A 22736-nucleotide genomic window follows, 5' to 3' on the forward strand; every position below is an offset into this window, starting at 1 on the left:
TAGGCCCCTTTTCCTTGACGTCGTTCGGTGATCAAGGGATTCGACCCGGCATTTCACTCATACCGTGACAGCGGTCACCCTCTGGAATATCGGGTCGTTGGGCGGAAGCGGGCACCGGTAGCCTTGAGGGGTGATTGACCTTCGCCTGCTCCGTGAGGACCCCGACCGTGTTCGCGCCTCCCAGCGCGCCCGTGGAGAGGATGTCGCGCTCGTCGACTCCCTTCTCTCCGCCGACGAGCGGCGCAGGTCGTCCGGCGTCCGCTTCGACGAGCTGCGTTCCGAGCAGAAGTCGCTCGGCAAGCTGATCCCCAAGGCCTCCCCCGACGAGCGGGCCGAGCTGCTCAAGAAGGCCGAGCAGCTCAAGACCGACGTCAAGGCCGCCGAGGCCGAACAGAACGAGGCGGACGAGGAGACCAAGCGGCTCCTCCTCCGGCTCGGCAACCTGGTGCACCCGGACGTCCCGGTCGGCGGCGAGGAGGACTTCGTCGTCCTGGAGACGCACGGGACCATCCGCGACTTCGCCGCCGAGGGCTTCGAGCCCAAGGACCACCTGGAACTCGGCGAGGCGCTCGGCGCCATCGACGTCGAGCGGGGCGCCAAGGTCTCCGGCTCGCGCTTCTACTACCTGACCGGTGTCGGCGCGCTCCTGGAGCTCGCCCTCGTCAACGCGGCGATCGCCCAGGCCACGGAGGCCGGCTTCACGCCGATGCTGACCCCGGCCCTGGTCCGCCCGCGCGCCATGGAGGGCACCGGCTTCCTCGGCCAGGCCGCGGAGAACGTGTACCACCTGGAGAAGGACGACTACTACCTGGTCGGCACCTCCGAGGTCCCCCTCGCCGCGTACCACATGGACGAGATCCTCGACGCCGACAAGCTGCCGATGCGCTACGCCGGTTTCTCGCCGTGCTTCCGCCGCGAGGCGGGCACGTACGGCAAGGACACCCGCGGCATCTTCCGCGTCCACCAGTTCGACAAGGTCGAGATGTTCTCGTACGTCGACCCCGCGGACGCCGAGAACGAGCACCGGCGGCTCCTGGAGTGGGAGAAGCAGTGGCTGACCGGCCTCGAACTGCCCTTCCAGGTGATCGACGTGGCCAGCGGCGACCTGGGCTCCTCGGCCTCCCGCAAGTTCGACTGCGAGGCGTGGATCCCGACCCAGGGCAAGTACCGCGAGCTGACCTCGGCCTCCAACTGCGACGGCTTCCAGGCCCGCCGCCTGTCCGTGCGGATGCGCGACGGCAAGAAGGTCCAGCCGCTCGCCACCCTGAACGGCACGCTGTGCGCCGTCCCGCGCACCATCGTCGCGATCCTGGAGAACCACCAGCTCGCCGACGGTTCGGTCCGGGTTCCCGAGCTGCTGCGGCCCTACCTGGGCGGCCGTGAGGTTCTGGAGCCGATCTCCAAGTGACCAGCACCACCGGTTCGACGGGATCGTCTCCGGCCGCGGGGCCGGGGGCGTTCCCGTACAGGCTCGTCGCGACCGATCTCGACGGAACGCTGCTGCGTTCCGACGGGACGGTCTCGCCGCGCACCCGTGAGGCGCTCGCCGCGGTGACCGAGGCGGGCGCCGCCCACATCGTCGTCACCGGGCGCGCGGTGCCCTGGACCCGGCACATCCTCGACGAGCTCGGCTACGAAGGTCTCGCGGTCTGCGGTCAGGGCGCGCAGGTCTACGACGCGGGGCAGCACCGGCTGCTCACGTCGGTGACCCTGGACCGGCAGCTGGCCGGTCTGGCGCTCGCCAAGATCGAGGCCGAGGTGGGTCCGCTGCTGCTGGCCGCGAGCCGTGACGGGCTCGACGGCGATGTGCTGGTGGGCCCCGGCTACCGCCGGCTGGAGGGCTCGCTCCCGGTCGTCCCGCTCAGGGACGCGGCGGACCTCTGGGCCGCCCCGCTGAACAAGGTGTACATCCAGCACCCGACGCTCTCCGACGACGAGCTCGCGACCACGGCCGAGAAGGTCGCCGGCGGGCTCGTCGGGGTGACGATGGCGGGCGCGGGGATCGTGGAACTGCTCCCCCTCGGTCTCTCCAAGGCGACGGGGCTGTCCCTGGCGGCCCGGCGTCTGGGCGTCAAGGCGGCCGACACCATCGCGTTCGGCGACATGCCGAACGACCTCCCGATGTTCGCCTGGGCGGCCCGCTCGGTGGCCATGGCCAACGCCCACGACGACCTCAAGGCGATCGCGGACGAGGTGACGTCCTCGAACGAGGAGGACGGGATCGCGGTCGTGCTGGAGCGGTTGCTGACGCGCTCGTAGGGCGGGTGCGGGAACGGTTCACGCTTGTCGGGCCACGCGCGAACGGTCGCGCACGCCGGATTCGCGCGGGACCCGTTCGTGCTCGTCGGATTCGCGCCCGCGCGGTTCGGTGCTCGTGGCGTGCCTTCTCATGTCTTGTGCGGAGGATGCGCGGATCGAACGCGCGCGGGGTTTCACCCCCGACCACGGCTTAGCAAGCCGGTGCCTTTCCACTCGGCCAATCCTCCGGGTGGGCGGCCCGCGCGGTGACGCGCGCTCGAAGCGGCCGCCCCGGGCAACTCCCCCTGCGAGCGGGTTCGACGGAGGTAGTGACTACTCCGGAACCCGCCGCGGGCTGCCCTGTCGGGAGCTCGACGAACTGCTCCTGATGAACATCGTCGCGCTCCTCTCCCAGAATGCGGCGCCGGCTCGACGCGGCGGCGTGGACAGAACCACTGTGCCCGTACGCCGACTTGGGCGCCACTGATTAAAGAGCGGGCCCGCACGGCCTCACTTGCGGCGCCACCTGCGCCGGCGTCCCTTGCTGAAGAACCAGCCGGCGGGCGGCTCGTCGGAGCGCCACGGCTGTGGATCGGGGCCGCCCTCACGCCAGCGGGCGGCGAGCATGCGCGCGCGGGCCGACGGCTCGGTCGTCTCCGCGGACCGTATGAAGTCCTGGTCGAGCACGAGGTCGTCCCACGGCTCCCCCGCCGTGTCCCCGAACTCGTCCGCGGCCCGCTCTCCGCTCCCGCCCGCGGTCCCGTTCCCGGCCCGCTCGCCGCGCTCGCCGGCGGGTCCGTCCCCGGACCGGTCCCGGCCGCCGTCCCGTGGTTCCTCGCTCGCCATCCCCGTTCCTCCTGGCCGTGCGTCCCCGTGCGCCCAGTGTGCCCGGGCCGGGATGAAGCCGCTGTCAAGAAGAAAGGGGGCTCCCCGCGCGCGTGCCGCCCACCAGACGGCACGCGCGCGGGGAGCCGCTCACTCCTCGCCGGCCAGCGTCAGCGACCGCAGCCGCTGCCCCGCGTACCAGGTGGCGAGGACGGTGACCACGACCAGCAGGACCGTCGCCGTCGGCAGGCTCACGTCCGAGGTGACGATGTCGCCGCCGGTCACCTTGTGGCCCACGGCGAGCGCCCACTGCTGGACGCTGAGCGTGCGCGCGCCGGACACCAGGGACCCGAACAGGGCCTCCCAGACGAGCGCGTAGACGAGCCCGAAGACGACGGCGTGCCGGGTCACGGTCCCGAGGAGCAGGAACATCGCGGCGTAGGCGATCGAGGCGACCAGGGCGGCCACGGTGTAGGCGACGGCGATCTGCTGGCCGTTGCCGTTCAGGATCATGCCCGCGACGAAGGTCGGCACCGCCGAGAAGGCCATGGTGACGGCGATCGCGACGATCAGCTTGGTGAAGATGATCGTGGGCCGCTTCAGGGGCTTGGCCAGCAGATACACCACCGAGCCGTCGTCGATCTCGGGCCCGATCGCGCCCGTGCCGGCGATCACGCCGATGATCGGCACCATGGTGGCGAGCGCGAACCCGCCGAGCAGGTCCGAGGCCACCTGGTCGTCGGCTCCGGAGAAGCTCCGGACGGCCAGGGAGATCACGATGAGCAGGACGGGCAGGACGCCGAGGATGAGGGCCCGGCGGCGGCCGAGCAGGCCCCGGTAGGTGAGCCGGGCGACTGTGGGGTCGTACATCTTGGGCCTCCTACGCCGCGACGAGATACGAGAAGACGGATTCGAGCGACTCGTCCGACGGCGACACCGTCAGCAGCCGGATGCCGTGGTCGCGGGCGACCCTCGGCAGCAGGGCGGTGAACCGCCCGAAGTCGACGGCCTGGATGCGCAGCGCGCCCTCGGCGAGGTCGACCTCGATGCCGGAGGTCGACGGGTCGGCGATGAGCGCGGCGGCCAGTGCCCGGTCGTCGCTGGAGCGGACCAGATAGCGGTGCGGGCGGTCGGTCATCAGCCGGCGGATGCGCCGGAAGTCGCCGCTCGCCGCGTGCCGTCCGGCGACGATCACCTCGATGTGGGCGGCCAACTGCTCCACCTCTTCGAGGATGTGGGACGAGAACAGCACGGTGCGGCCCTCGTCGCCCATGCGGCGCAGCAGGTCCATGAGCTGCATGCGCTGGCGCGGGTCCATGCCGTTGAACGGCTCGTCGAGCAGCAGCAGCGAGGGGTCGTGGACCAGCGCGGACGCCATCTTCACGCGCTGGCGCATGCCCTTGGAGTACGTGGAGATCTTGCGGTCCTGCGCGTACTCCATCTCGACGGTGGCCAGCGCGCGGTCCGCGGCCTTCGGGCCGAGTCCGTGCAACTCGGCGTTGGCGAGGACGAATTCGCGTCCGGTGAGGAAGTCGTACATCGCCTCGCGCTCGGGGACGATGCCGATGTGCCGGTAGATGTCCTCGTTGCGCCAGGTCGGCTTGCCGTCGAGGGTGACGGTGCCGGTGGAGGGGGCGAGGAAGCCGCCCATCATGTTGATGAGCGTGGACTTTCCGGCGCCGTTCGGGCCGAGGAGTCCGGTGACTCCGGGACCGATCGTCATCGTGATGTCGTTGACCGCCACCACGTTGCCGAACCAGCGTGAGACGTGGTCGATGGTGAGCGTGGTCACAGCCCGGCCTTTCGGTAGCGGCGCATCAGGAGGCCGTAGCAGCCCGCGATGAGACCCAGGACGACGACCAGGTAGACGACACCCTGCGCGGACGAGGGGCCCACCTGGCCGGGGAAGGCGGAGGAGGCGCCCAGGAAGGCCGTCTGGACTCCGTCGATGAGGGTGATCGGCGAGAAGAGGCCGAGCCAGGGGACGGCTCCGCTGCTGGAGCGCTCGAAGGCGATGGCCTGGACGGTGGAGACCGCTCCGTAGGAGATGGTCAGGGCGGCGATGACGGCCGCGATGCCGAAGCCGCGGCGCGGGGTGATCGCCGAGATGACCAGGGCGATTCCGGCGAAGAGCAGCGACAGCAGGGCCACGGAGGCCAGTCCCTGTCCGAAGCCCTTGGACTGGTCCGCGAAGTCGAGCTTGGCCAGCAGCGCGCCCACGTAGAGGACGATCAGCGGGGCGGCCGTCAGGACGAACAGCGCCGAGGCCAGGGCCGCGTACTTGGCGCGCACGTAGTCGGCGGTCTCGATGGGGCGCGAGAAGTACAGCGGGATGGTCTTGAAGCGCAGGTCCCGGGAGACCGCCTGGGGGCCCTGGGAGGCGACGTACAGGCCGATGACCGCCTGCATGATCACCGCGTAGCGGGTGTAGTCGACGGGCAGGTCCTTCGCCTTGGTGGCGACCGCGACGGCCACCATGATCAGCGCGGGGACGCACATCACCACGAAGAGCAGCATGGGCAGGACCTTGGACTTGACCGAGCGGCCCAGTCCGTAGGCGCCCCGCAGGGACTGCGAGTACAGGGAGCGGCGGGCGTAGGCACGGCCCAGGCGCGGGCCGTCGTAGTTGCGGTAGCCGATGTTGTGGATACGGGTCTGCTCACCCGGCTGGGTGAGGGGGTGCTCAACTGCCATGGCCGACCGCCTCCTTCCGCTGGGCGTCGCTCTCGGTGAAGACCTCGGCGATGTGGTGTCTGCGCTGTTCCATGCGGACCAGCCCGAGGCCGAGGTCGGCGACCACGTCGCGGACGAGGTCGTAGGTGTCCTCGCTCTCCGTGGTGAGCAGCAGGATGTGTCCCGCGCCCGGCAGTCCGCCGCCCTCGTGGGTCTCGATCCCGCGCGCGTGGAGCGCCTCGCGCATCGCGCCCGTGCCGTCCGGGTGCTCGTCGCTGTCGGTGACCTCGATGGCGAGGGTGGTGGTGGTCTTGGTGAAGTCCGTGGTGGAGCTGGAGCGCAGCAGCTTGCCGCCGTCGACGACCACGACGTGGTCGCAGGTGCGCTCCAGTTCGCCCAGGAGGTGGGAGGTGACCAGGACCGAGATGCCGAAGTCCGTGTGGATGCGCCGGATCAGTCCGAGCATGTCGTCGCGGCCGACGGGGTCGAGGCCGTTGGTCGGTTCGTCCAGGAAGACCAGCTGCGGGTCGTGGACGAGGGCCTGCGCGAGTTTGACGCGCTGCTTCATGCCCGTCGAGTAGCCGCCGATGGGGCGGTACCGCTCCTCGTAGAGGCCGACGTGGCGCAGGGTGTCCGCGGTGCGCTCGCGGGCGGCGGCCGGCGGCAGCCCGGACATCCGCGCCATGTGGACGACGAACTCGGTGGCCGAGACGTCGGGCGGCAGGCAGTCGTGCTCGGGCATGTACCCGACCCGCTCGCGGATGGCGGCGCCCTCGGTGGCGACGTCGAGGCCGAGCACGTGCGCGCGGCCCTCGGTGGCGGGGGACAGACCCAGCAGGATCTTGATCAGTGTGGACTTGCCGGCTCCATTGGCTCCGACGAGTCCGGTCACACCGGGCCCGACGTCCACGGAGAGCCGGTCAAGCGCGGTCACCCGGGGGTACCGCTTGCTCAGGCTTTCGGTCGCGATCACAGTCACGCTTCGACGGTAGTGGCGCGCGCCACAGGGGTCGTCAGCCCACGGAGGTGGATCGGCGTCAGCCTCCAGGCGTACGGGCCCGTAGGGGTCACCCTCAGGTACGGGTGCCGGGAGCCCGGGCGGTTCCGCGCGGCCGGTTGTCCACAGGCGGCTCGTCGTCCACAGGCGGTCACGGGCCTATTGACGCAGCCTCTAACAACTGTCACATTCGCCAGTGTCACGTTACGGGCACGTACCGCAGTCGGTGCGGACAGGTGGGGCGGTGGCATGACGACGGCCATGACAGGCGAACTCCCGTTGGAACTGCGCGGGTTCAGAGAGGTACAGCGGCTCGCGTACGCATGCGCGGAGGCGGTCGCGGCGCAGCTGAAGCCCGGTGTCACCGAGCGGGAGGCGGCGCGCATGCAGCGGGTGTGGCTGCGTGAGCGCGGGGTGCGGGACTGGTTCCATCTGCCGTTCGCCTGGTTCGGCGACCGCACGGCCTTCGCCGGTTTCCGGATCCCGTTGCAGTTCTTCCCCACCGAGCGCCGGCTGGAGCCGGGGATGCCGTTCATCCTCGACATGGCGCCGGTGCACCAGGGTTTCACGGCGGACATCGGCTATTCGGGCTCGCTCGGGCCGAACCCCGTGCAGGACAGGCTGCTCACCGATCTGGAGGCGCACCGCGAGCTGATCCTGCGCGAGGTGCGCGAGCGCCGGTCCCTGCGCGAGATCTACGAGGACGTGGACCGGCTGATGGTCCGCCAGGGCTGCGCCAACCGGCACCGCGCGTATCCGTTCGGAGTGATCGCGCACAAGGTGGACCGGGTGCGGGAGCGGCCCTGGTCCCCGCGTCTGTTCGGGTTCGGCGTCCGGTCCCTGAAGGGGCTGGCGAGCGACGCGCTGCACGGGCACCGGGAGGGCTGGTCCCCGCTGTGGTCGCCGTACACCTTCTCCGACCACCCGCCCCGGCCGGGGCTGTGGGCGGTCGAACCGCACCTCGGTTTCCGGGGTACGGGCGCGAAGTTCGAGGAGCTCCTGGTGGTCACGGACTCCAGGGACCCCGAAGAGAGCGCGTTCTGGCTCGACGACGATCTGCCGCACGTGCGGCGCTGGGCGGAGGACAAGTGAGTCTCGTGGGAGCGCGCGAGCGCCGGGTGCGGACAGGCAAGATCGAGCTGTGCGTCGCCGAGCTGGGCGACGCGAGTCAGCCGACCGTGGTGCTCGTGCACGGCTATCCGGACTCCAAGGAGGTGTGGTCCGAGGTCGCCGCGCGGCTCGCCGACCGCTTCCATGTCGTGCTGTACGACGTACGGGGGCACGGCCGGTCGAGCGCGCCGCGGCCGCTGCGCGGCGGGTTCACGCTGGAGAAGCTGACCGACGACTTCCTCGCGGTGATCGACGCGGTCAGCCCCGGTGAGCCGGTGCACCTCGTGGGCCACGACTGGGGTTCGGTGCAGTCCTGGGAGTTCGTCACGATCGCCCGCACGGAGGGCCGGATCGCGTCCTTCACCTCGATGTCCGGTCCGTCCCTGGACCACTTCGGCCACTGGATCAAGCGGCGGATGCGGCGGCCCACCCCGCGCAGGATCGGCCAGCTCCTCGGGCAGGGCGCCAAGTCCTGGTACGTGTACATGCTGCACACGCCGGTGCTACCCGAGCTGGCCTGGCGCGGCCCCCTGGGCAGGCGGTGGCCGAAGATCCTCCAGCGGCTGGAGAAGGTGCCCGCGGGCGACTACCCGACCGCGTCGCTGCCCTCCGACGCGGCGCACGGGGCGTGGCTCTACCGCGACAACGTACGGTCCCGCCTCGGCCGGCCCCGCGAGGACGCGTACGCCCACGCGCCCGTGCAGCTCATCACGCCCCTCGGCGACGCCTTCCTCTCCGAGCGGCTGTACGACGAGCTGGAGAAGTGGGCCCCCGACTCCGTGCGCCGCACGCTGAGCGCCAAACACTGGGTCCCGCGGACCCGTCCCGACCAACTGGCCGCCTGGATAGCCGAGTTCGTGACCGCCAACGAGGGCCGCGGGGCCGGTGTGCCCGCGCCCGAGCCGGCCGCCTCCGGAACGTACGCGGACCGGTTCGGGGGGCAGCTCGTGCTCGTCACCGGCGCCGGCAGCGGCATCGGGCGGGCCACCGCCTTCGCGTTCGCCGAGGCCGGCGCGCGGCTGGTGGCCGTCGACCGGGACGCCGAGGCCGCCGTCCGCACGGCGGAGATGGCGCAGCTGATCGGCTCACCTGCGGCCTGGGCCGAGATCGCCGACGTCGGCGACGAGCAGGCCATGGAGAAGCTCGCCGAGAGGGTCGCCGCCGAGTACGGCGTCGTGGACGTCCTGGTGAACAACGCCGGCGTCGGGCTCTCCGGCTCCTTCCTCGACACCACGGCGGACGACTGGAGGACGGTCCTCGACGTCAATCTGTGGGGCGTGATCCACGGCTGCCGGCTCTTCGGGAAGCAGATGGCCGAGCGAGGTCAGGGCGGACACATCGTCAACATCGCCTCGGCGGCCGCGTATCAGCCCTCAAAGGCACTGCCCGCCTACAGCACCTCCAAGGCGGCCGTGCTGATGCTGAGCGAGTGTCTGCGCGCGGAGCTGGCCGGGAAGGACATCGGCGTCTCGGCGGTCTGCCCCGGCTTCGTCAACACCAACATCACCGCGACCGCGCGTTTCGCCGGGGTCGACGCGGCCGAGGAGAAGCGGCGCCAGAAGAAGTCGGCGCGGCTCTACGGCCTGCGCAACTACCCGCCGGAGAAGGTCGCCGACGCGATCCTGCGCGCGGTCGTCCGCGACGAGGCGGTGGTCCCGGTGACCCCGGAGGCGCGCGGAGCCCGTCTCCTGCACCGGTTCGCGCCCGGGGTGCTGCGCGCGATCGCCCGTGTGGAGCCACGTCTGTGAGGCGGGGATGAGCGACGAGGCGGGCGGCGCCGCGTACCGCATCGAGGACCTGGCGCACCGCAGCGGCGCCACGGTCCGGACGATCCGCGCCTATCAGGACCGCGGGCTGCTGCCCCGCCCCGAGCGCCGCGGGCGCGCCAACGTGTACGCGGACGCCCATCTGGCGCGGCTGCGGCAGATCGCCGACCTCCTGGACCGCGGCTACACCCTGGCCTCGATCAAGGAACTCCTTGAGGCCTGGGACGCGGGCCGGGGTCTCGGCGGAATACTGGGCCTGGTCGCGGAGGTCGACGGGCCGTGGACCGACGAGGAGGCCGCCCGGATCTCCCGGAGCGAGCTGGTGGAGCGGTTCGGGGGCCGTCCCGACGACGCGGCGGTGGCGGAGGCCGTGGAACTGGGTGTGCTGGAGCCCGTTCCGGGAGACGAGGACACATTCCTCGTCCCGAGCCCCCAAGAACTTTCCGTGGCGGTCGAGTTGCACAACGCCGGTGTCTCCCTGCCCGCGATCGCCCGCCACCTGCGGGAGTTGAGGGGGCAGGTCGAGCACATCGCGTCCCGTTTCCTGGAGTTCACCACGGAGCATGTCTTCGCGCGCTATCTGGGGGAGCGTCCGCCGAGCGACGCGCAGGCGGCCGAGGCGGCCTCGCTCGTCCGGCGGCTGCGGCCGCTCGCCCAGCAGGCGGTGGACGCCGAACTGGCCCGTGCGATGCGGCACTTCGCGACCCGTCATCTGAGCCGCCAGCTCACGGCCGGTCCGGTGCCGATGGAGCCGGGAGGAGCACGTCCGGTGGAGGTGCCCGCCGGGACAATGCAGGCCGTGGAGCGTCTGGTTGGCGTGGAGCACGCGGCGGAGTTCGTGACGGCGGCCACCGAACGGGAGCTACAGACACGCACGTTGGACCGCCTGACGACAAACAGCCCTCTTGCCACAGGTGTTGACGAAACCCCCTGAACCGCAGGCTTGTTGTCCACAGATTCGTCAATTCACCTGTGGATAACGTCACTTGGTTGTGGATCAAACCTCCAACCCAAAATCAAATGCGTGATCCGTCTCTCTCCAGGCACGCTGGGAGGATGAAGGAACATGAGCAGACGGATGATCGGACGGAAAGACGAGCCGATGAACCGATGGATGAAAAGCGCACCGTGAAGGTGTCGAAGTACCTCTCGAAGCATCTGCGGCACCAGCCCGAGCGGATCGGTCTCACCCTCGGCGAGGGCGGCTGGGTCGAGATCGACACGCTGATCTCCGCGGCCGTCGCGCACGGCTTCCGGTTCACCCGCGCAGAGCTCGACCATGTGGTGGCCAGCAACGACAAGCGGCGCTTCGCCGTCGAGGGAACCTTGATCCGGGCCAGCCAGGGCCACTCCGTCGAGGTCGACCTCGGACTGCCCCCGGCGACCCCGCCGGCGTACCTCTACCACGGGACCGTGGCCCGCAGCCTGGACGCGATCCGCGCCGAGGGCCTGCGGCCCATGAACCGGCACGACGTACACCTCTCGGCGGACCGCGAGACGGCCACCCGCGTCGGCGCCCGCCGAGGCCGCCCGCTCGTCCTGTCCGTGGACGCCGCCGCCATGCACCGGGACGGCCATGTCTTCCGGGTCAGCGCCAACGGCGTCTGGCTCACCCAGGCCGTACCCCCGCGCTACCTGCGGTTTCCCGCGGCTCACTGATCCGGGACACCGGGCCCCAGTGAGTGGGGACACCGGGCCTCGCCGAACCGGGACACCGGGCGCTCAGCGAGCCGGGACACCGGGCCCGGTCGATCCCGGGAGCCTGGCCGCACCGGTCGCGGGAGCCTGGCCACGCTGGTCCCGGGAACCTGTCCGCACTGATCGCGGGAGCCTGGCCGCACTGATCGCGGGAGCCTGGCGCCGAGGCGCCGGGAGCCTGGTCCTGAGGCGTTCACCTCCCGGCTCCGTCTACGCTCGACGCATGAGTCTGCGTCTGAGCACCGTGATCCTGCCGTACGTCCGCTGGAACGAGGGCGGGCGTTCCGCATGGCAGCGCGCGGAGCAGCTCGGCTTCCACACCGCGTTCACCTACGACCACCTCTCCTGGCGGACCTTCCGCGACGGCCCGTGGTTCGGGGCCGTACCGACCCTGACCGCGGCGGCCGCCATCACCGACCGGCTGCGTCTCGGCACGCTCGTGACCTCGCCCAACTTCCGGCACCCGGTCACCCTCGCCAAGGACCTGATCTCCCTCGACGACATCTCGAACGGCCGGATCACCCTCGGCATCGGGGCGGGCGGCACCGGTTTCGACGCCACCGCGCTCGGCCAGGACCCGTGGACCCCGCGTGAGCGCGCGGACCGCTTCGGTGAGTTCGTCCCCCTGCTCGACCGGCTTCTGACCGAGGACTCCGTCTCCTACGGCGGAAACTTCTACTCGGCGCACGAGGCGCGCAACATCCCGGGCTGTGTCCAGCGCCCCCGGCTGCCCTTCGCCGTGGCCGCCACCGGCCCGCGCGGGCTGAAGCTCGCCGCCCGGCACGGGCAGGCCTGGGTGACGACCGGCGACCCGAAGCTGTTCGAGACGGGCACCCCCGAGCAGTCGGTTCAGGCCATTCGCGGACAGGTCTCCAAGCTCGCCGACACGTGTGCCGAGATCGGCCGGGACGTGGCGGAGCTCGACAAGATCCTGCTCACCGGCTTCACCCCGGACCGGGGCCGCCCCCTGGAGTCCCTCGACGCGTTCGTCGACTTCGCGGGCCGGCACGCCGAACTGGGCTTCACCGACATCGTGATCCACTGGCCGATCCCCGACTCGGAGTTCGCCGCCGACGCCAAGGTCTTCGAGCGGATCGCGATGGAAGCGGTGGCCCAGCTGGGCTGAGCCGTGCCCCGGGACCCGGCGGCGCGTGACGGCACGGGGCCGGATGCGGCGGTTACCACTCAAGTGTGCGCACCGCCGCACGGCCGTGCGCATATATGCGGGAGAATGAGCACGTGACCTCAGCGACTCGCCGGCCCGAGACCCCGGCCTCCACCGTCCCGCCCCGGCTGATCGCCACGGACCTCGACGGCACCTTGTTGCGCGACGACAAATCGGTGTCCGACCGCACGATCGCCGCCCTCGCCGCCGCCGAACAGGCCGGCATCGAGGTCTTCTTCGTCACCGGCCGCCCGGCCCGCTGGATGGACGTCGTCAGCGACCACGTCCACGGGCACGGCCTGGCCATCTGCGGCAACGGCGCCGCCGTGGTCGACCTGCACGGCGGCCCCGGCGCCCACCGCTTCGTCAAGATCCGCGAACTGACCCCCGACACCGCCCTGGACGTCATCCGGATCCTGCGTTCCGCGGCGCCCGGCACGGTCTGCGCCGTCGAGCGGACGTTCGGCCTCCATCTCGAACCGGGCTACCCCCTGATGCACATGGAGCCCCCGGAGATCGTCCTTCCCGCCGAGAAGCTCCTCGCCGAGGACGCGCTGGACGCCGATCAGCCCGTCCTGAAGGTGCTCGCGTTCCACCCGGACATGGACCCGGACGAGTTCCTCGCCGTCGCCCGCCCCGCCATCGGCGACCGGGCCAACGTGACCCGGTCGAGCCCCAGCGCCCTGCTGGAGATCAGCGGCCCGGGCATCTCCAAGGCCAGCACGCTCGCGCTGTGCTGCGCCGAGCGCGGTATCGCGCCGGAGGAGGTCGTCGCCTTCGGTGACATGCCGAACGACGTCGAGATGCTCACCTGGGCCGGCCGGTCGTACGCGATGGGCAACGCCCACCCGGCCGTGATCGCCGCCGCCTCCGGGCGCACGGTCGCGAACAACGAGGACGGTGTGGCGGTCGTGATCGAACAGATCCTGGCGGACCGCTCGTAGAGCGGCGGGAGCACGGCCGCAGGCCCTCGGGCGACACCCGCCCGAGGGCCTGTGGCGCTAGACGACGACCCCGTGCTCCGCCAGCCACGGCACCGGGTCGATCGCCGATCCCATGTCCGGTGTCACCCGCACCTCGAAGTGCAGATGCGGGCCCGTGGAGTTGCCGCTGGTGCCCGACTGCCCGATCCACTCCCCGGTCGAGACCCGCTGCCCCTGGTCGACGGCGACGGCCGCGAGATGCGCGTACTGCGTGTAGTAGCCGCCGGGGTGCTCGATCACGACCTCGATGCCGAAGGCGCCGCCACAGGACACCTTCACCACCCGGCCCGCTCCGGCCGCCCGCACCGGAGTGCCGATGGGCACCGCGAAGTCCTGCCCGGTGTGCCGGTGCGCCCAGTGCTCACCCCCGCTGCCGAAGCCGGCGGAGAGTTCGTACGTCTCCACGGGAGCGACCCACGCGCTGGTGAACGCCGGCGGCGGCTGGTCGAGACGGACCGCCCCTCGGCAGGCACCGGCCGCCACGGAGGCGTCCGCCCGGCTCTGCAACGCCGAGCGCGCCTCGTCGAGTCTGGCCTCGATGGTCCGCTTGATCGCGGCGAGATCGTCGGTCCGTCGCTCCAGCGCCCGCCACTCCGAACGGGCCTTCGCCTCGTCCACGGCGAGCCGTCCCTCGGCACGCCGGCTCCTCGCGACGGCGCCCGCGACGGCCAGATCGGCCCGCCGCACCGCGTGCTGACCGCGCATCAGCCCGTCGGGATCCTTCGCGAACAGGATCTGCGCCGTGTACGGCAGCCCGCCGCCCTGCCGGTACTGGGCGCGCACAATGCGCCCCAGGTCCTCGTGCAGTACGGAGATCTCCCGCCGCTCCCGCACGAGCCGGCGCTCGGCCCGCTCCGCCCAGCCGCGCTGCGCCTCGGCGTCCTGCCGCCCGGCCTCGTACTGTCCCGAGGCCACGGAGGCGTCCTCGTACAGCCGCGCCACCTGGGTGCTGATGTCGAGGTCCGCACCGTCGCCGTCGGCCGCGGCCGGCCGGGCCGCGAGCACCACGAGCACGGACAACAGGGCCGGGATCAGGAGGGGATGGCGGCGAGAGGAGCGCATGACAGCGATCGTGGCCCGCGCTCCCGGACCCGGCCCGTTCAAGGGGTGCACCTGGGGGACAGGACGTCACGAATGGCCCAGCTTCCCGGCCGAACGGGACCCCGCCGACGGGCCGCCGGACGCCCGGCACCGGCGCGGACCACGAACAGGTCGCCCGTGGGGATCGCGAACAGATCGCCCGCGCAAGGGGGTTCAGCGCCGTACCTGCCACACCACCGTCGTACCGCCGCCGTCAGGACCGATCCCCGGCCCGTACCAACTCGCGCCGCCCAGCGACTCGGCACGCCGCTCGAGGTTCTTCAGACCGCTGCGCCGGCCGCCGTCGGGGATGCCCACGCCGTCGTCCGCGACGGCGAGGCGCACACCAGGCCGCCCGTCCGGCAGGAGGACGTCGGCATCGACGGAGACCTCGATCCGGGAGGCCCCCGCGTGCCGGAAGGCGTTGGAGAGCGCCTCGCGCAGCGCGGCGATGAGGTTCTTGCCGGTGAGTTCGCCGACCGCCGTGTCGACGGGTCCTGTGAAGCGGTGCCCGGGGTGGAACCCGAGGGGCACGGCGGCCATGTTGATCTCGCGCAGGACGCGGGTGCTCAGCTCGGACGGCGTCTCGGCGGGACCCTGTCGAAGCGCGAAGATCGCGGTGCGGATCTCCTGGATGGTGACGTCGAGTTCGTCGACGGCCTTGCCGACCCCCCGCGACACCTCGGGCACGTTCGACCGGCGCTGTGCGCTCTCCAGCATCATTCCGGTGGCGAACAGCCGCTGGATGACCAGGTCGTGCAGGTCACGGGCGATCCGGTCGCGGTCCTCGTACACCGCGAGCCGTTCCCGGTCGCGCTGGGTCTCGGCCATCATCAGCGCCAGGGCCGCCTGCGAGGCGAACTGCGTGGCGACGCTCCGCTCGGTCCCGGTGAACTGGCGTCCGTCGCGGGATCTCGGGGTGAGCAGGGCTCCGAGCACCCGGCCGTCGCTCTGCAAGGGGAGCATCATGACGGGCCCGTAGGCGTGGGTGAGATCGGTGCGCATACGTGGGTCGGCGGACGCGTCCGTCACGAACACCGGGTTTCCGTCGCGGAGTTCGGCGACCAGTTCGCTCTCCGGCGGGACAACCACGCCGAGCAGCCTCGACGGGTGGTCCGAGGCCACCGCGACGACCTCCAGACCGCCCTCCTCCGTGGCCAGCAGCACGAGCCCGGCCGCGGCACCGGAGAGCCGGCGGGCCTGTTCCGCCACGACCTGCAACGCGTCCTCGGCGTCGCCGCCCGCCAGCAGCACGGTGGTGACGGCCACCGAGCCGTCGATCCAGCGCTCACGCTGCTTCGCCGCCTCGTACAGACGGGCGTTGCCGATGGCGGTCCCTGCCTCCGTGGCGAACACCCGGAGCATGTCGAGATCGTCGTCGTCGAAGGTGCCGCCGCCCCGCTTCTCCGTGAGATACAGGTTTCCGAAGATCTCCCCCCGCACCCGGATCGGTACCCCGAGGAAACTGCGCATCGGCGGATGACCGGCCGGGAACCCGCAGGAGCGCGGATCGTCGGTCAGGTCCGCCAGGCGCACCGGGTCGGGGTCGCGGATGAGCGCGCCCAGCAGCCCTCTGCGGCCGTCGGGCCGCCGTCCGATGGCGCGGGCGGTCTCCTCGTCGACGCCGTACTGGACGAATTCCGCGAGACCCTGTCCGCTCTCGTCCACGACTCCGATGGCCGCGTAGCGCGCCTGGGTGAGTTCGGCCGCCGTCTCGCAGATCCGGTCGAGCTTGGAGCGCAGCTCAAGCCCCGACCCGACCGTGCGCACCGCCTCAAGCAGCTGCGGCACCCGTGCAGCGGAGGCGGCGGACAGCCCCGCGGGAGCACGGACCGCCCGCGCCGCCGCGCCCGCACCGCCACCTGTGCCTTCGTCGCCCGGGACGGGGGAGCCCCTCACCGCTGACATGCTTCGAGCCTAATGAGTCCGGCTCAGGAGGCCACCGCACGCACCAGCAGATCCGCCGCGGTCTCCCGTTCCGCCATCTCCCTCAGCGGCCCGTCGACGGCCGACAGTTCCGCGAACGCCCCGCGCTGGACCACGCGGCCCCGCGCGAGCACGATCACCTCGTCCACCGCGTCGAGCCCGGCCAGCCGGTGCGTGATCAGCACGGTCGTACGGCCCTCGGTCGCGGCCAGCAGATCCGCCGTGAGCGCGTCGGCCGTCGGCAGGTCGAGGTGTTCCGCCGGTTCGTCGAGAACGAGGACGGGGAAGTCTGCGAGCAGCGCGCGTGCCAGCGCGAGCCGCTGGCGCTGACCGCCGGACAGCCGTGCCCCGTGTTCGCCGATCAGGGTGTCGAGCCCGTCGGGCAGCCCGTCCACCCAGTCGAGGAGGCGGGCTCGTCCGAGCGCCTCGCGCACCGCGGCCTCCGTGGCGTCCTTGCGGGCGAGCAGCAGGTTCTCGCGCACGCTGCTGTCGAAGAGGTGCGCGTCCTGGGCGCACAGCCCGACCAGCCGGCGCACGGCGTCCCCGTCCAGCCCGCGGGCGTCCGTGCCGCCCAGCGTGTACGTCCCCGCCTCCGGGTCCAGGAACCGCAGCAGCACCTGTGCCAGCGTCGTCTTTCCGGCCCCGGACATGCCGACCACGGCGACCCTGCGGCCCTCCTGGAGGGTCAGGTCGAGTCCGGCCAGCGCCTCACGGTCCTGTCCGACGTGCCGGGCCCGGAGTCCGGACACCTGGAGCGGGAACGGTGACGCGGGCGCGGGGAGGGGCTTTTCCGGCTCGCGTACGGGATCGGCGGCGTCGAGCACCTCGTGGACGCGCTCGGCGCTCTTGCGCACCCGCTGCCGGTACTGGACGGCGAGCGGCAGTCCCATGACGGCCTCGAAGGCGGCCAGTGGGGTGAGGACGACGACGGCCATCAGCACGCCGTGCAGCCGTCCCGCGGCGAACGCCTGGGCGCCCACGACGGCGGTGGCCGCGACGGTGAGCCCGCAGACGAGTGCCGTGAGTCCGTCGCCGAGTGCGGTGGCGGTGGCGGCCCGGGAGGCGATGCCCGTGAGGACGCCGTCGGCCCGCCGTGCCTTCGCGGTACGGGCCGGCAGCGCGCCCGCGACGGTCAGTTCGGCGGTACCGGTGAGCAGGTCGGCCACCTGGGTCGCCAGTTCGCCGCGCGCGGGAGCCAGCCGTCGCTCGGCGCGGCGCGCCACGGCGCCGGTCACCAGGGGGACCCCGGCTCCGGCCGCCAGCAGACCGGCGGCGAGGACCGCCCCGGCTTCGGGCAGCAGCCAGGCGGTGAACCCGACGGAGGCGGCGGAGACGAGCACCGCGGCTCCGGCCGGCAGGAGCCAGCGCAGCCAGTAGTCCTGCAAGGTGTCCACGTCGGCGACGAGCCGCGAGAGCAGGTCACCGCGCCGAGTGGTCCGCAGTCCGGCAGGCGCGAGCCGTTCCAGGCGCCGGTAGACGGCCACGCGGGTGTCGGCCAGCATCCGCAGCACGGCGTCGTGCGACACGAGCCGCTCCGCGTACCGGAACACCGCCCGGCCGATGCCGAACGTCCGGGTGGCCGTGACGGCCACCATCAGATAGAAGACCGGCGGCTGCTGGGAGGCCCGGGAGATGAGCCATCCGGAGGTCGCCATGAGGCCGACGGCGCTCCCGAGCGCGAGGCCGCCGAGGAGCAGGGCCAGCGCCAGCGGACGCCGTCGGGGGGCAGCCATCGCCCGGACGCGGGCGAGCGCATCGCTGCGGCGGGGAGCATGCGAGGAGTGGGCTTCGGCGTCCGCCGGGAACGTGCCCGTCGGCTCGTCCTCCCGGGGGAGCGGGATGCGGGGCGGCCCCGACGGGCCGGGGGCGTCGGCCTCGGCCGCCGGGCGCGGCACCCCTGGGGCGGGGGCTTCCAGGCGGACCACCCGGTCCGCGACGTCCAGCAGGGCCGGCCGGTGCACGACCAGCAGGACGGTCCGTCCCACGGCGAGCCGCCGGACCGCCGCGACGACCTCGGCCTCGGTCGCGCCGTCGAGCGCGGCCGTCGGCTCGTCGAGCAGCAGCACGGGCCGGTCCGCGAGGAAGGCCCGCGCGAGGGCCAGGCGTTGACGCTGCCCGGCCGACAGTCCGGCGCCGTCCTCGCCGAGGAGCGTGTCGGCTCCGGCGGGCAGCGCGTCGACGAACTCCGCCGCACCGGCGTCGACCAGGGCCCGGCGCAGCGCGGTGTCGTCGGCGTCGGGACGCGCCAGCCGTACGTTCTCGGCGATGGATCCGGCGTACAGATGGGGTCGTTGCGGCACCCAGGCGATCCGCGAGCGCCAGTCGGCGAGGTCGGCGTCGGCCAGGTCGGCTCCCCCGGCCCGGACCCGACCGGCGGCGGGCTCCACGAAGCCGAGCAGAACGCTGAGCAGCGTCGACTTGCCCGCGCCGCTGGGGCCGACGAGGGCGACCGTCTCACCGGCCTCGACCGTGAAGGAGACGTCCGAGACCGCGTCCGCGGACCGTCCCGGGTACCGCACGGTCACTCCCTCGAAGGCGATCTCCCCCGCGGGCACCCGCAGCGAGCCGTACCTCGGTGCCGGGGTCTCCAGCACCTCGAAGATCGCCTCGGCGGCGGCGAGTCCCTCGGCGGCGGCGTGGTACTGCGCTCCCACCTGCCGCAGGGGCAGATAGGCCTCGGGTGCCAGCACCAGGATGACGAGCCCGGTGTACAGGTCCAGTTCGCCCCGCACGAGGCGCATACCGATGGTCACCGCGACCAGGGCCACCGAGATGGTGGCGAGAAGTTCCAGGGCGAAGGACGACAGGAAGGCGATCCGCAGCGTCCGCATGGTCGCCTGCCGGTACTCGCCGGTGATCTTCCGGATCGACTCGGCCTGCGCCTTGGCGCGGCCGAACACTTTGAGTGTGGGAAGTCCCGCGACCACGTCCAGGAAGTGCCCGGACAGGCGGGAGAGCATCCGCCATTGACGGTCCATCTGGCTGCGCGTGGCCCAGCCGATCAGCACCATGAACAGAGGAATGAGCGGCAGGGTGCCGACGATGATCGCGGCCGAGACCCGGTCCTCGGTGACGATGCGCGCCAGGACGGCGACCGGGACGACGAGAGCGAGCCCCAACTGCGGCAGATAGCGCGAGAAGTAGTCGTCGAGCGCGTCGACACCCCGGGTCGCGAGAGCGACCAGAGACCCGGTCCGCCGGCCGCTGAGCCAGCCGGGCCCGAGCAAGGCGGCCTTCTCCAGCAGCCGCCCCCTCAGCTCCGACTTGACCGCGGCGCTCGCGCGGTGCGCGGCCAGCTCGGTGAGCCAGGCCACCACAGCGCGACCGACCGCCACCGCCGTCAACAGCAGCAGGGGGATGTGCAGTTCGGCGACGGAGGACCCGTGCTGGAAGGCTCCGACCACCACTTCGGCGATGAGCATCGCCTGAGCGATGACCAGAGCCGCTCCGGCGACGCCCAGCCCCACGATCGCCACAAGAAACAGGCGGGTGGCTCGGGCGTACCGAAGCAGGCGAGGATCAATTGGTTTCACGTGAAACACACCTTTGGCCCATTGGGCACGTTTCACGTGAAACATGCCGTTACATCGGATTCAGTGCGACGCGTCCACGGCGATGTGGTGCGTGCCGATGCGCTTGCGGAACACCCAGTAGGTCCAGCTCTGGTAGACCAGAACGATCGGCGTGGCGATCACGGCACACCAGGTCATGATCTTCAGGGTGTAGTGACTCGACGAGGCGTTGGTGACCGTGAGGCTCCAGTCCGCGTTGAGCGAGGACGGCATGACGTCCGGGAAGAGCGACAGGAAGAGCATCGCGACGGCCGCCACGATGGTGACCCCCGAGAGGATGAAGGCCCATCCCTCCCGTCCGGCGTTGACCATCGCCAGCGCCGCGACGAGGGCGGCCACGGCCACGATCAGCGCGGCCAGCGACGCGCCGTCACCGCTGTCGACCTGGGTCCAGATGAGGAAGACCAGCGCCAGCACGGCCGTCGCCAGACCGACCTGGATCGCCAGCTTCCGCGACCGTTCCCGGATGTCGCCCACCGTCTTGAGCCCGACGAACACAGCTCCGTGGAAGGTGAACAGCGTGAGCGTCACCAGCCCACCGAGGATCGAGTAGGGGTTGAGCAGATCCCAGAAGTTGCCCACGTACTCGAAGTTCCGGTCGATCTTCACTCCGCGCACGATGTTCCCGAAGGCCACACCCCACAGGAACGCCGGGATCAGCGAGGTCCAGAAGATCGCCTCCTCCCAGTTGCGCTGCCAGTGCTCCTCGGGCCGCTTCGCCCGGTACTCGAAGGCGACTCCGCGCACGATCAGACAGACCAGGATGAGCAGCAGGGCCAGATAGAAGCCGGAGAACAGGGTGGCGTACCACTCGGGGAAGGCGGCGAAGGTCGCGCCGCCGGCTGTGAGCAGCCACACCTCGTTGCCGTCCCACACAGGACCGATCGTGTTGATCAGCACCCGCTTCTCGGTGCGGTCACGGGCCAGCAGCTTGGTGAGGATGCCGACTCCGAAGTCAAAGCCCTCCAGGAAGAAGTAGCCGATCCAGAGGATGGCGATGAGGACGAACCAGACGTCGTGAAGTTCCATGACTCAGCAGCTCCCTGAGCCTAGTAGGAGAAGGCCATCGGCTTGTCGGCGTCACTGGAGTCGCCGCCGATCCTGGTGGGCGGGTTGAGGTCGGACTCGGTGAGCTCGGGCGGGCCGGCCTTCACGTACTTCGCCAGCAGCTTGACCTCGATGACGGCGAGGATCGCGTAGATCAGCGAGTAGACGGTCAGCGAGGTGATGACCTCGCCCTGCGAGACGGTGGGGGAGACCGCGAAGCGGGTCTGGAGCACGCCGTAGACGACCCACGGCTGACGGCCCATCTCGGTGAAGATCCAGCCCCAGGAGTTGGCGATCAGCGGGAAGGCCAGCGTCCAGATGGCGATGCGCCAGCCCCACTTGGTGAGCTTCGGGCCGAGCGCCTTGTTCTTGAACAGGACCAGGTGCGGCGCCTCGTCCTCGCCGACCCTGAGGTGCTGCGGCAGCATGAACTTCTTGCGGGTCAGCCAGAGTCCGACGACGCCGATCGCGAAGGACGCCATGCCGAAGCCGATCATCCAGCGGAACGCCCAGAAGGTGACCGGGATGATGGGGCGGTAGTCGCCGGGACCGTACTTCTCCTGCTCGGCCTTGTTCGTGTCGTTGATGCCGGGCACATACGAGTTGAAGTCGTCGTCGGCGAGGAAGGACAGTATCCCCGGGATCGACAGCTCGACGGTGTTGTGGCCCTTGCTGACGTCTCCGTACGCGAAGATCGAGAAGGGCGCGGAGTCCTGGCCGTCCCACAGCGCCTCGGCGGCGGCCATCTTCATCGGCTGCTGCTTGAACATGATCTTGCCCAGGGTGTCGCCGCTGATCGCCGTGAGGAGACCGGCGATGACGACGGTGACCAGGCCGAGCCGCAGCGAGGTCTTCATGACGGCGACATGCCGCTTGCGGGCCAGGTGGATCCCGGCGATGCCCACCATGAACGCGCCGCCGGTCAGGAAGGCGGCCGTGAGGGTGTGGAACGCCTGGGCGAGCGCGGTGTTCTGCGTCAGTACGTGCCAGAAGTCGGTGAGTTCCGCACGCCCACGCGCCTTGTTGATCCGGTAGCCGACCGGGTGCTGCATCCACGAGTTGGCCGCGAGGATGAAGTACGCCGACAGGACGGTGCCGATGGAGACCATCCAGATGCAGGCGAGGTGGAGCTTCTTCGGGAGCTTGTCCCAGCCGAAGATCCACAGCCCGATGAAGGTGGACTCGAAGAAGAAGGCGATCAGGGCCTCGAAGGCGAGCGGCGCTCCGAAGATGTCACCGACGAAGCGCGAGTAGGCGGACCAGTTCATGCCGAACTGGAACTCCTGGACGATGCCGGTGACGACGCCCATCGCGATGTTGATCAGGAAGAGCTTGCCCCAGAACTTGGTCGCCCTGAGGTACTTCTGATTCTCCGTACGCACCCAGGCGGTTTGCAGGCCGGCGACGAGCGCGGCGAGCGAGATCGTCAGGGGAACGAAGAAGAAGTGGTAGACGGTGATAATGCCGAACTGCCATCGCGCCATGGTTTCCGGCGCCAAAGCCAATTCCACGTCGTCAGTCTCCTTACGTCGCCGTGGTCACAGCGGCAGTGTGCCCGCTTCACAACAGACATCACGGGAGCAACAGGACACGCTTGTGAACGCGTTCACATTCACAAGCAATTATGACGCATACCCGTTCGAGGCAAGAGGGGTG

Annotated in this window: 18 protein-coding genes and 1 tRNA gene; 8 read left to right on the top strand and 11 right to left on the bottom strand. The window is 71.0% G+C overall.

The features are described from left to right. Nucleotides 1–130: 130 nt before the first annotated feature. Complete coding sequence (serS, locus tag WJM95_RS15885; RefSeq protein WP_339130387.1) at nt 131–1408, top strand: serine--tRNA ligase; 1278 nt, start codon at nt 131–133, stop codon at nt 1406–1408. Beyond that, nucleotides 1405–2259 carry a Cof-type HAD-IIB family hydrolase gene (locus WJM95_RS15890; protein ID WP_339130388.1) on the top strand — a complete coding sequence of 285 codons (855 nt, stop codon included), beginning with the start codon at nt 1405–1407 and terminating at the stop codon, nt 2257–2259. Before serS ends, WJM95_RS15890 begins: the two co-directional genes overlap by 4 nt. Before the next feature lie 140 nt (nt 2260–2399). Here WJM95_RS15890 and WJM95_RS15895 read toward each other — a convergent pair. The 6 genes from WJM95_RS15895 to WJM95_RS15920 form a co-directional block, all read right to left on the bottom strand. Continuing rightward, nucleotides 2400–2486 (bottom strand) — tRNA-Ser (locus WJM95_RS15895). A gap of 262 nt (nt 2487–2748) precedes the next feature. Further along, the gene (locus WJM95_RS15900) at nt 2749–3084 is read right to left on the bottom strand and encodes a hypothetical protein (RefSeq protein ID WP_339136056.1); all 336 of its coding nucleotides are present in this window, start codon (nt 3082–3084) and stop codon (nt 2749–2751) included. A gap of 129 nt (nt 3085–3213) precedes the next feature. Then, the gene (locus WJM95_RS15905; RefSeq protein ID WP_103553117.1) at nt 3214–3933 is read right to left on the bottom strand and encodes an ABC transporter permease; all 720 of its coding nucleotides are present in this window, start codon (nt 3931–3933) and stop codon (nt 3214–3216) included. Nucleotides 3934–3943: 10 nt separating this feature from the next. Beyond that, nucleotides 3944–4855, bottom strand: a complete 912-nt coding sequence (locus WJM95_RS15910) for an ABC transporter ATP-binding protein (protein ID WP_339130389.1) — start codon at nt 4853–4855, stop codon at nt 3944–3946. After that, the gene (locus tag WJM95_RS15915) at nt 4852–5757 is read right to left on the bottom strand and encodes an ABC transporter permease (protein ID WP_339130390.1); all 906 of its coding nucleotides are present in this window, start codon (nt 5755–5757) and stop codon (nt 4852–4854) included. Before WJM95_RS15915 ends, WJM95_RS15910 begins: the two co-directional genes overlap by 4 nt. Then, nucleotides 5747–6709, bottom strand: a complete 963-nt coding sequence (locus WJM95_RS15920) for an ABC transporter ATP-binding protein (protein WP_339135594.1) — start codon at nt 6707–6709, stop codon at nt 5747–5749. The genes WJM95_RS15915 and WJM95_RS15920 overlap by 11 nt, the downstream gene beginning before the upstream one ends. Nucleotides 6710–6982: 273 nt before the next feature. On the opposite strand from WJM95_RS15920, the gene WJM95_RS15925 reads away from it, so the two are divergent. The 6 genes from WJM95_RS15925 to WJM95_RS15950 all read left to right on the top strand — a co-directional run bounded on the left by WJM95_RS15925 (nt 6983) and on the right by WJM95_RS15950 (nt 13416). Further along, nucleotides 6983–7825, top strand: a complete 843-nt coding sequence (locus WJM95_RS15925; RefSeq protein WP_339130391.1) for a M24 family metallopeptidase — start codon at nt 6983–6985, stop codon at nt 7823–7825. Beyond that, a complete protein-coding gene (locus WJM95_RS15930) occupies nt 7822–9591 on the top strand; it encodes an SDR family oxidoreductase (RefSeq protein WP_339130392.1) in 1770 nt (589 codons plus the stop codon). The genes WJM95_RS15925 and WJM95_RS15930 overlap by 4 nt, the downstream gene beginning before the upstream one ends. Nucleotides 9592–9598: 7 nt before the next feature. Further along, nucleotides 9599–10543, top strand: a complete 945-nt coding sequence (locus WJM95_RS15935) for a MerR family transcriptional regulator (RefSeq protein ID WP_339130393.1) — start codon at nt 9599–9601, stop codon at nt 10541–10543. Nucleotides 10544–10719: 176 nt separating this feature from the next. Further along, nucleotides 10720–11268: an RNA 2'-phosphotransferase gene (locus tag WJM95_RS15940; protein ID WP_339130394.1), complete on the top strand. Its 549-nt coding sequence runs from the start codon at nt 10720–10722 to the stop codon at nt 11266–11268. A 262-nt stretch (nt 11269–11530) separates the two neighbouring features. After that, nucleotides 11531–12433 carry an LLM class flavin-dependent oxidoreductase gene (locus WJM95_RS15945; RefSeq protein ID WP_339130395.1) on the top strand — a complete coding sequence of 301 codons (903 nt, stop codon included), beginning with the start codon at nt 11531–11533 and terminating at the stop codon, nt 12431–12433. Nucleotides 12434–12528: 95 nt separating this feature from the next. Next, entirely contained in the window at nt 12529–13416 is an 888-nt protein-coding gene (locus WJM95_RS15950) for a Cof-type HAD-IIB family hydrolase (protein WP_339130396.1), read from the top strand. 57 nt (nt 13417–13473) lie between these two features. Here WJM95_RS15950 and WJM95_RS15955 read toward each other — a convergent pair whose 3' ends face one another. The 5 genes from WJM95_RS15955 to WJM95_RS15975 all read right to left on the bottom strand — a co-directional run bounded on the left by WJM95_RS15955 (nt 13474) and on the right by WJM95_RS15975 (nt 22591). Continuing rightward, nucleotides 13474–14517 carry a peptidoglycan DD-metalloendopeptidase family protein gene (locus WJM95_RS15955; protein ID WP_339130397.1) on the bottom strand — a complete coding sequence of 348 codons (1044 nt, stop codon included), beginning with the start codon at nt 14515–14517 and terminating at the stop codon, nt 13474–13476. A gap of 192 nt (nt 14518–14709) precedes the next feature. Beyond that, entirely contained in the window at nt 14710–16443 is a 1734-nt protein-coding gene (locus WJM95_RS15960; protein ID WP_339130398.1) for a GAF domain-containing protein, read from the bottom strand. 23 nt (nt 16444–16466) lie between these two features. After that, nucleotides 16467–19994 (bottom strand): thiol reductant ABC exporter subunit CydD, encoded by a 3528-nt coding sequence (gene cydD, locus WJM95_RS15965; RefSeq protein ID WP_339130399.1) that lies wholly within the window; start codon nt 19992–19994, stop codon nt 16467–16469. A gap of 60 nt (nt 19995–20054) precedes the next feature. Then, on the bottom strand, nt 20055–21062 hold the full coding sequence (cydB, locus tag WJM95_RS15970) for a cytochrome d ubiquinol oxidase subunit II (RefSeq protein ID WP_339130400.1): 1008 nt from the start codon (nt 21060–21062) through the stop codon (nt 20055–20057). Between the two features lie 20 nt (nt 21063–21082). Next, a complete protein-coding gene (locus WJM95_RS15975) occupies nt 21083–22591 on the bottom strand; it encodes a cytochrome ubiquinol oxidase subunit I (protein ID WP_339130401.1) in 1509 nt (502 codons plus the stop codon). Between the last annotated feature and the right edge of the window lie 145 nt (nt 22592–22736).

Origin of the sequence: Streptomyces sp. f51, assembly GCF_037940415.1 — a bacterium.
GTDB lineage: Bacteria > Actinomycetota > Actinomycetes > Streptomycetales > Streptomycetaceae > Streptomyces.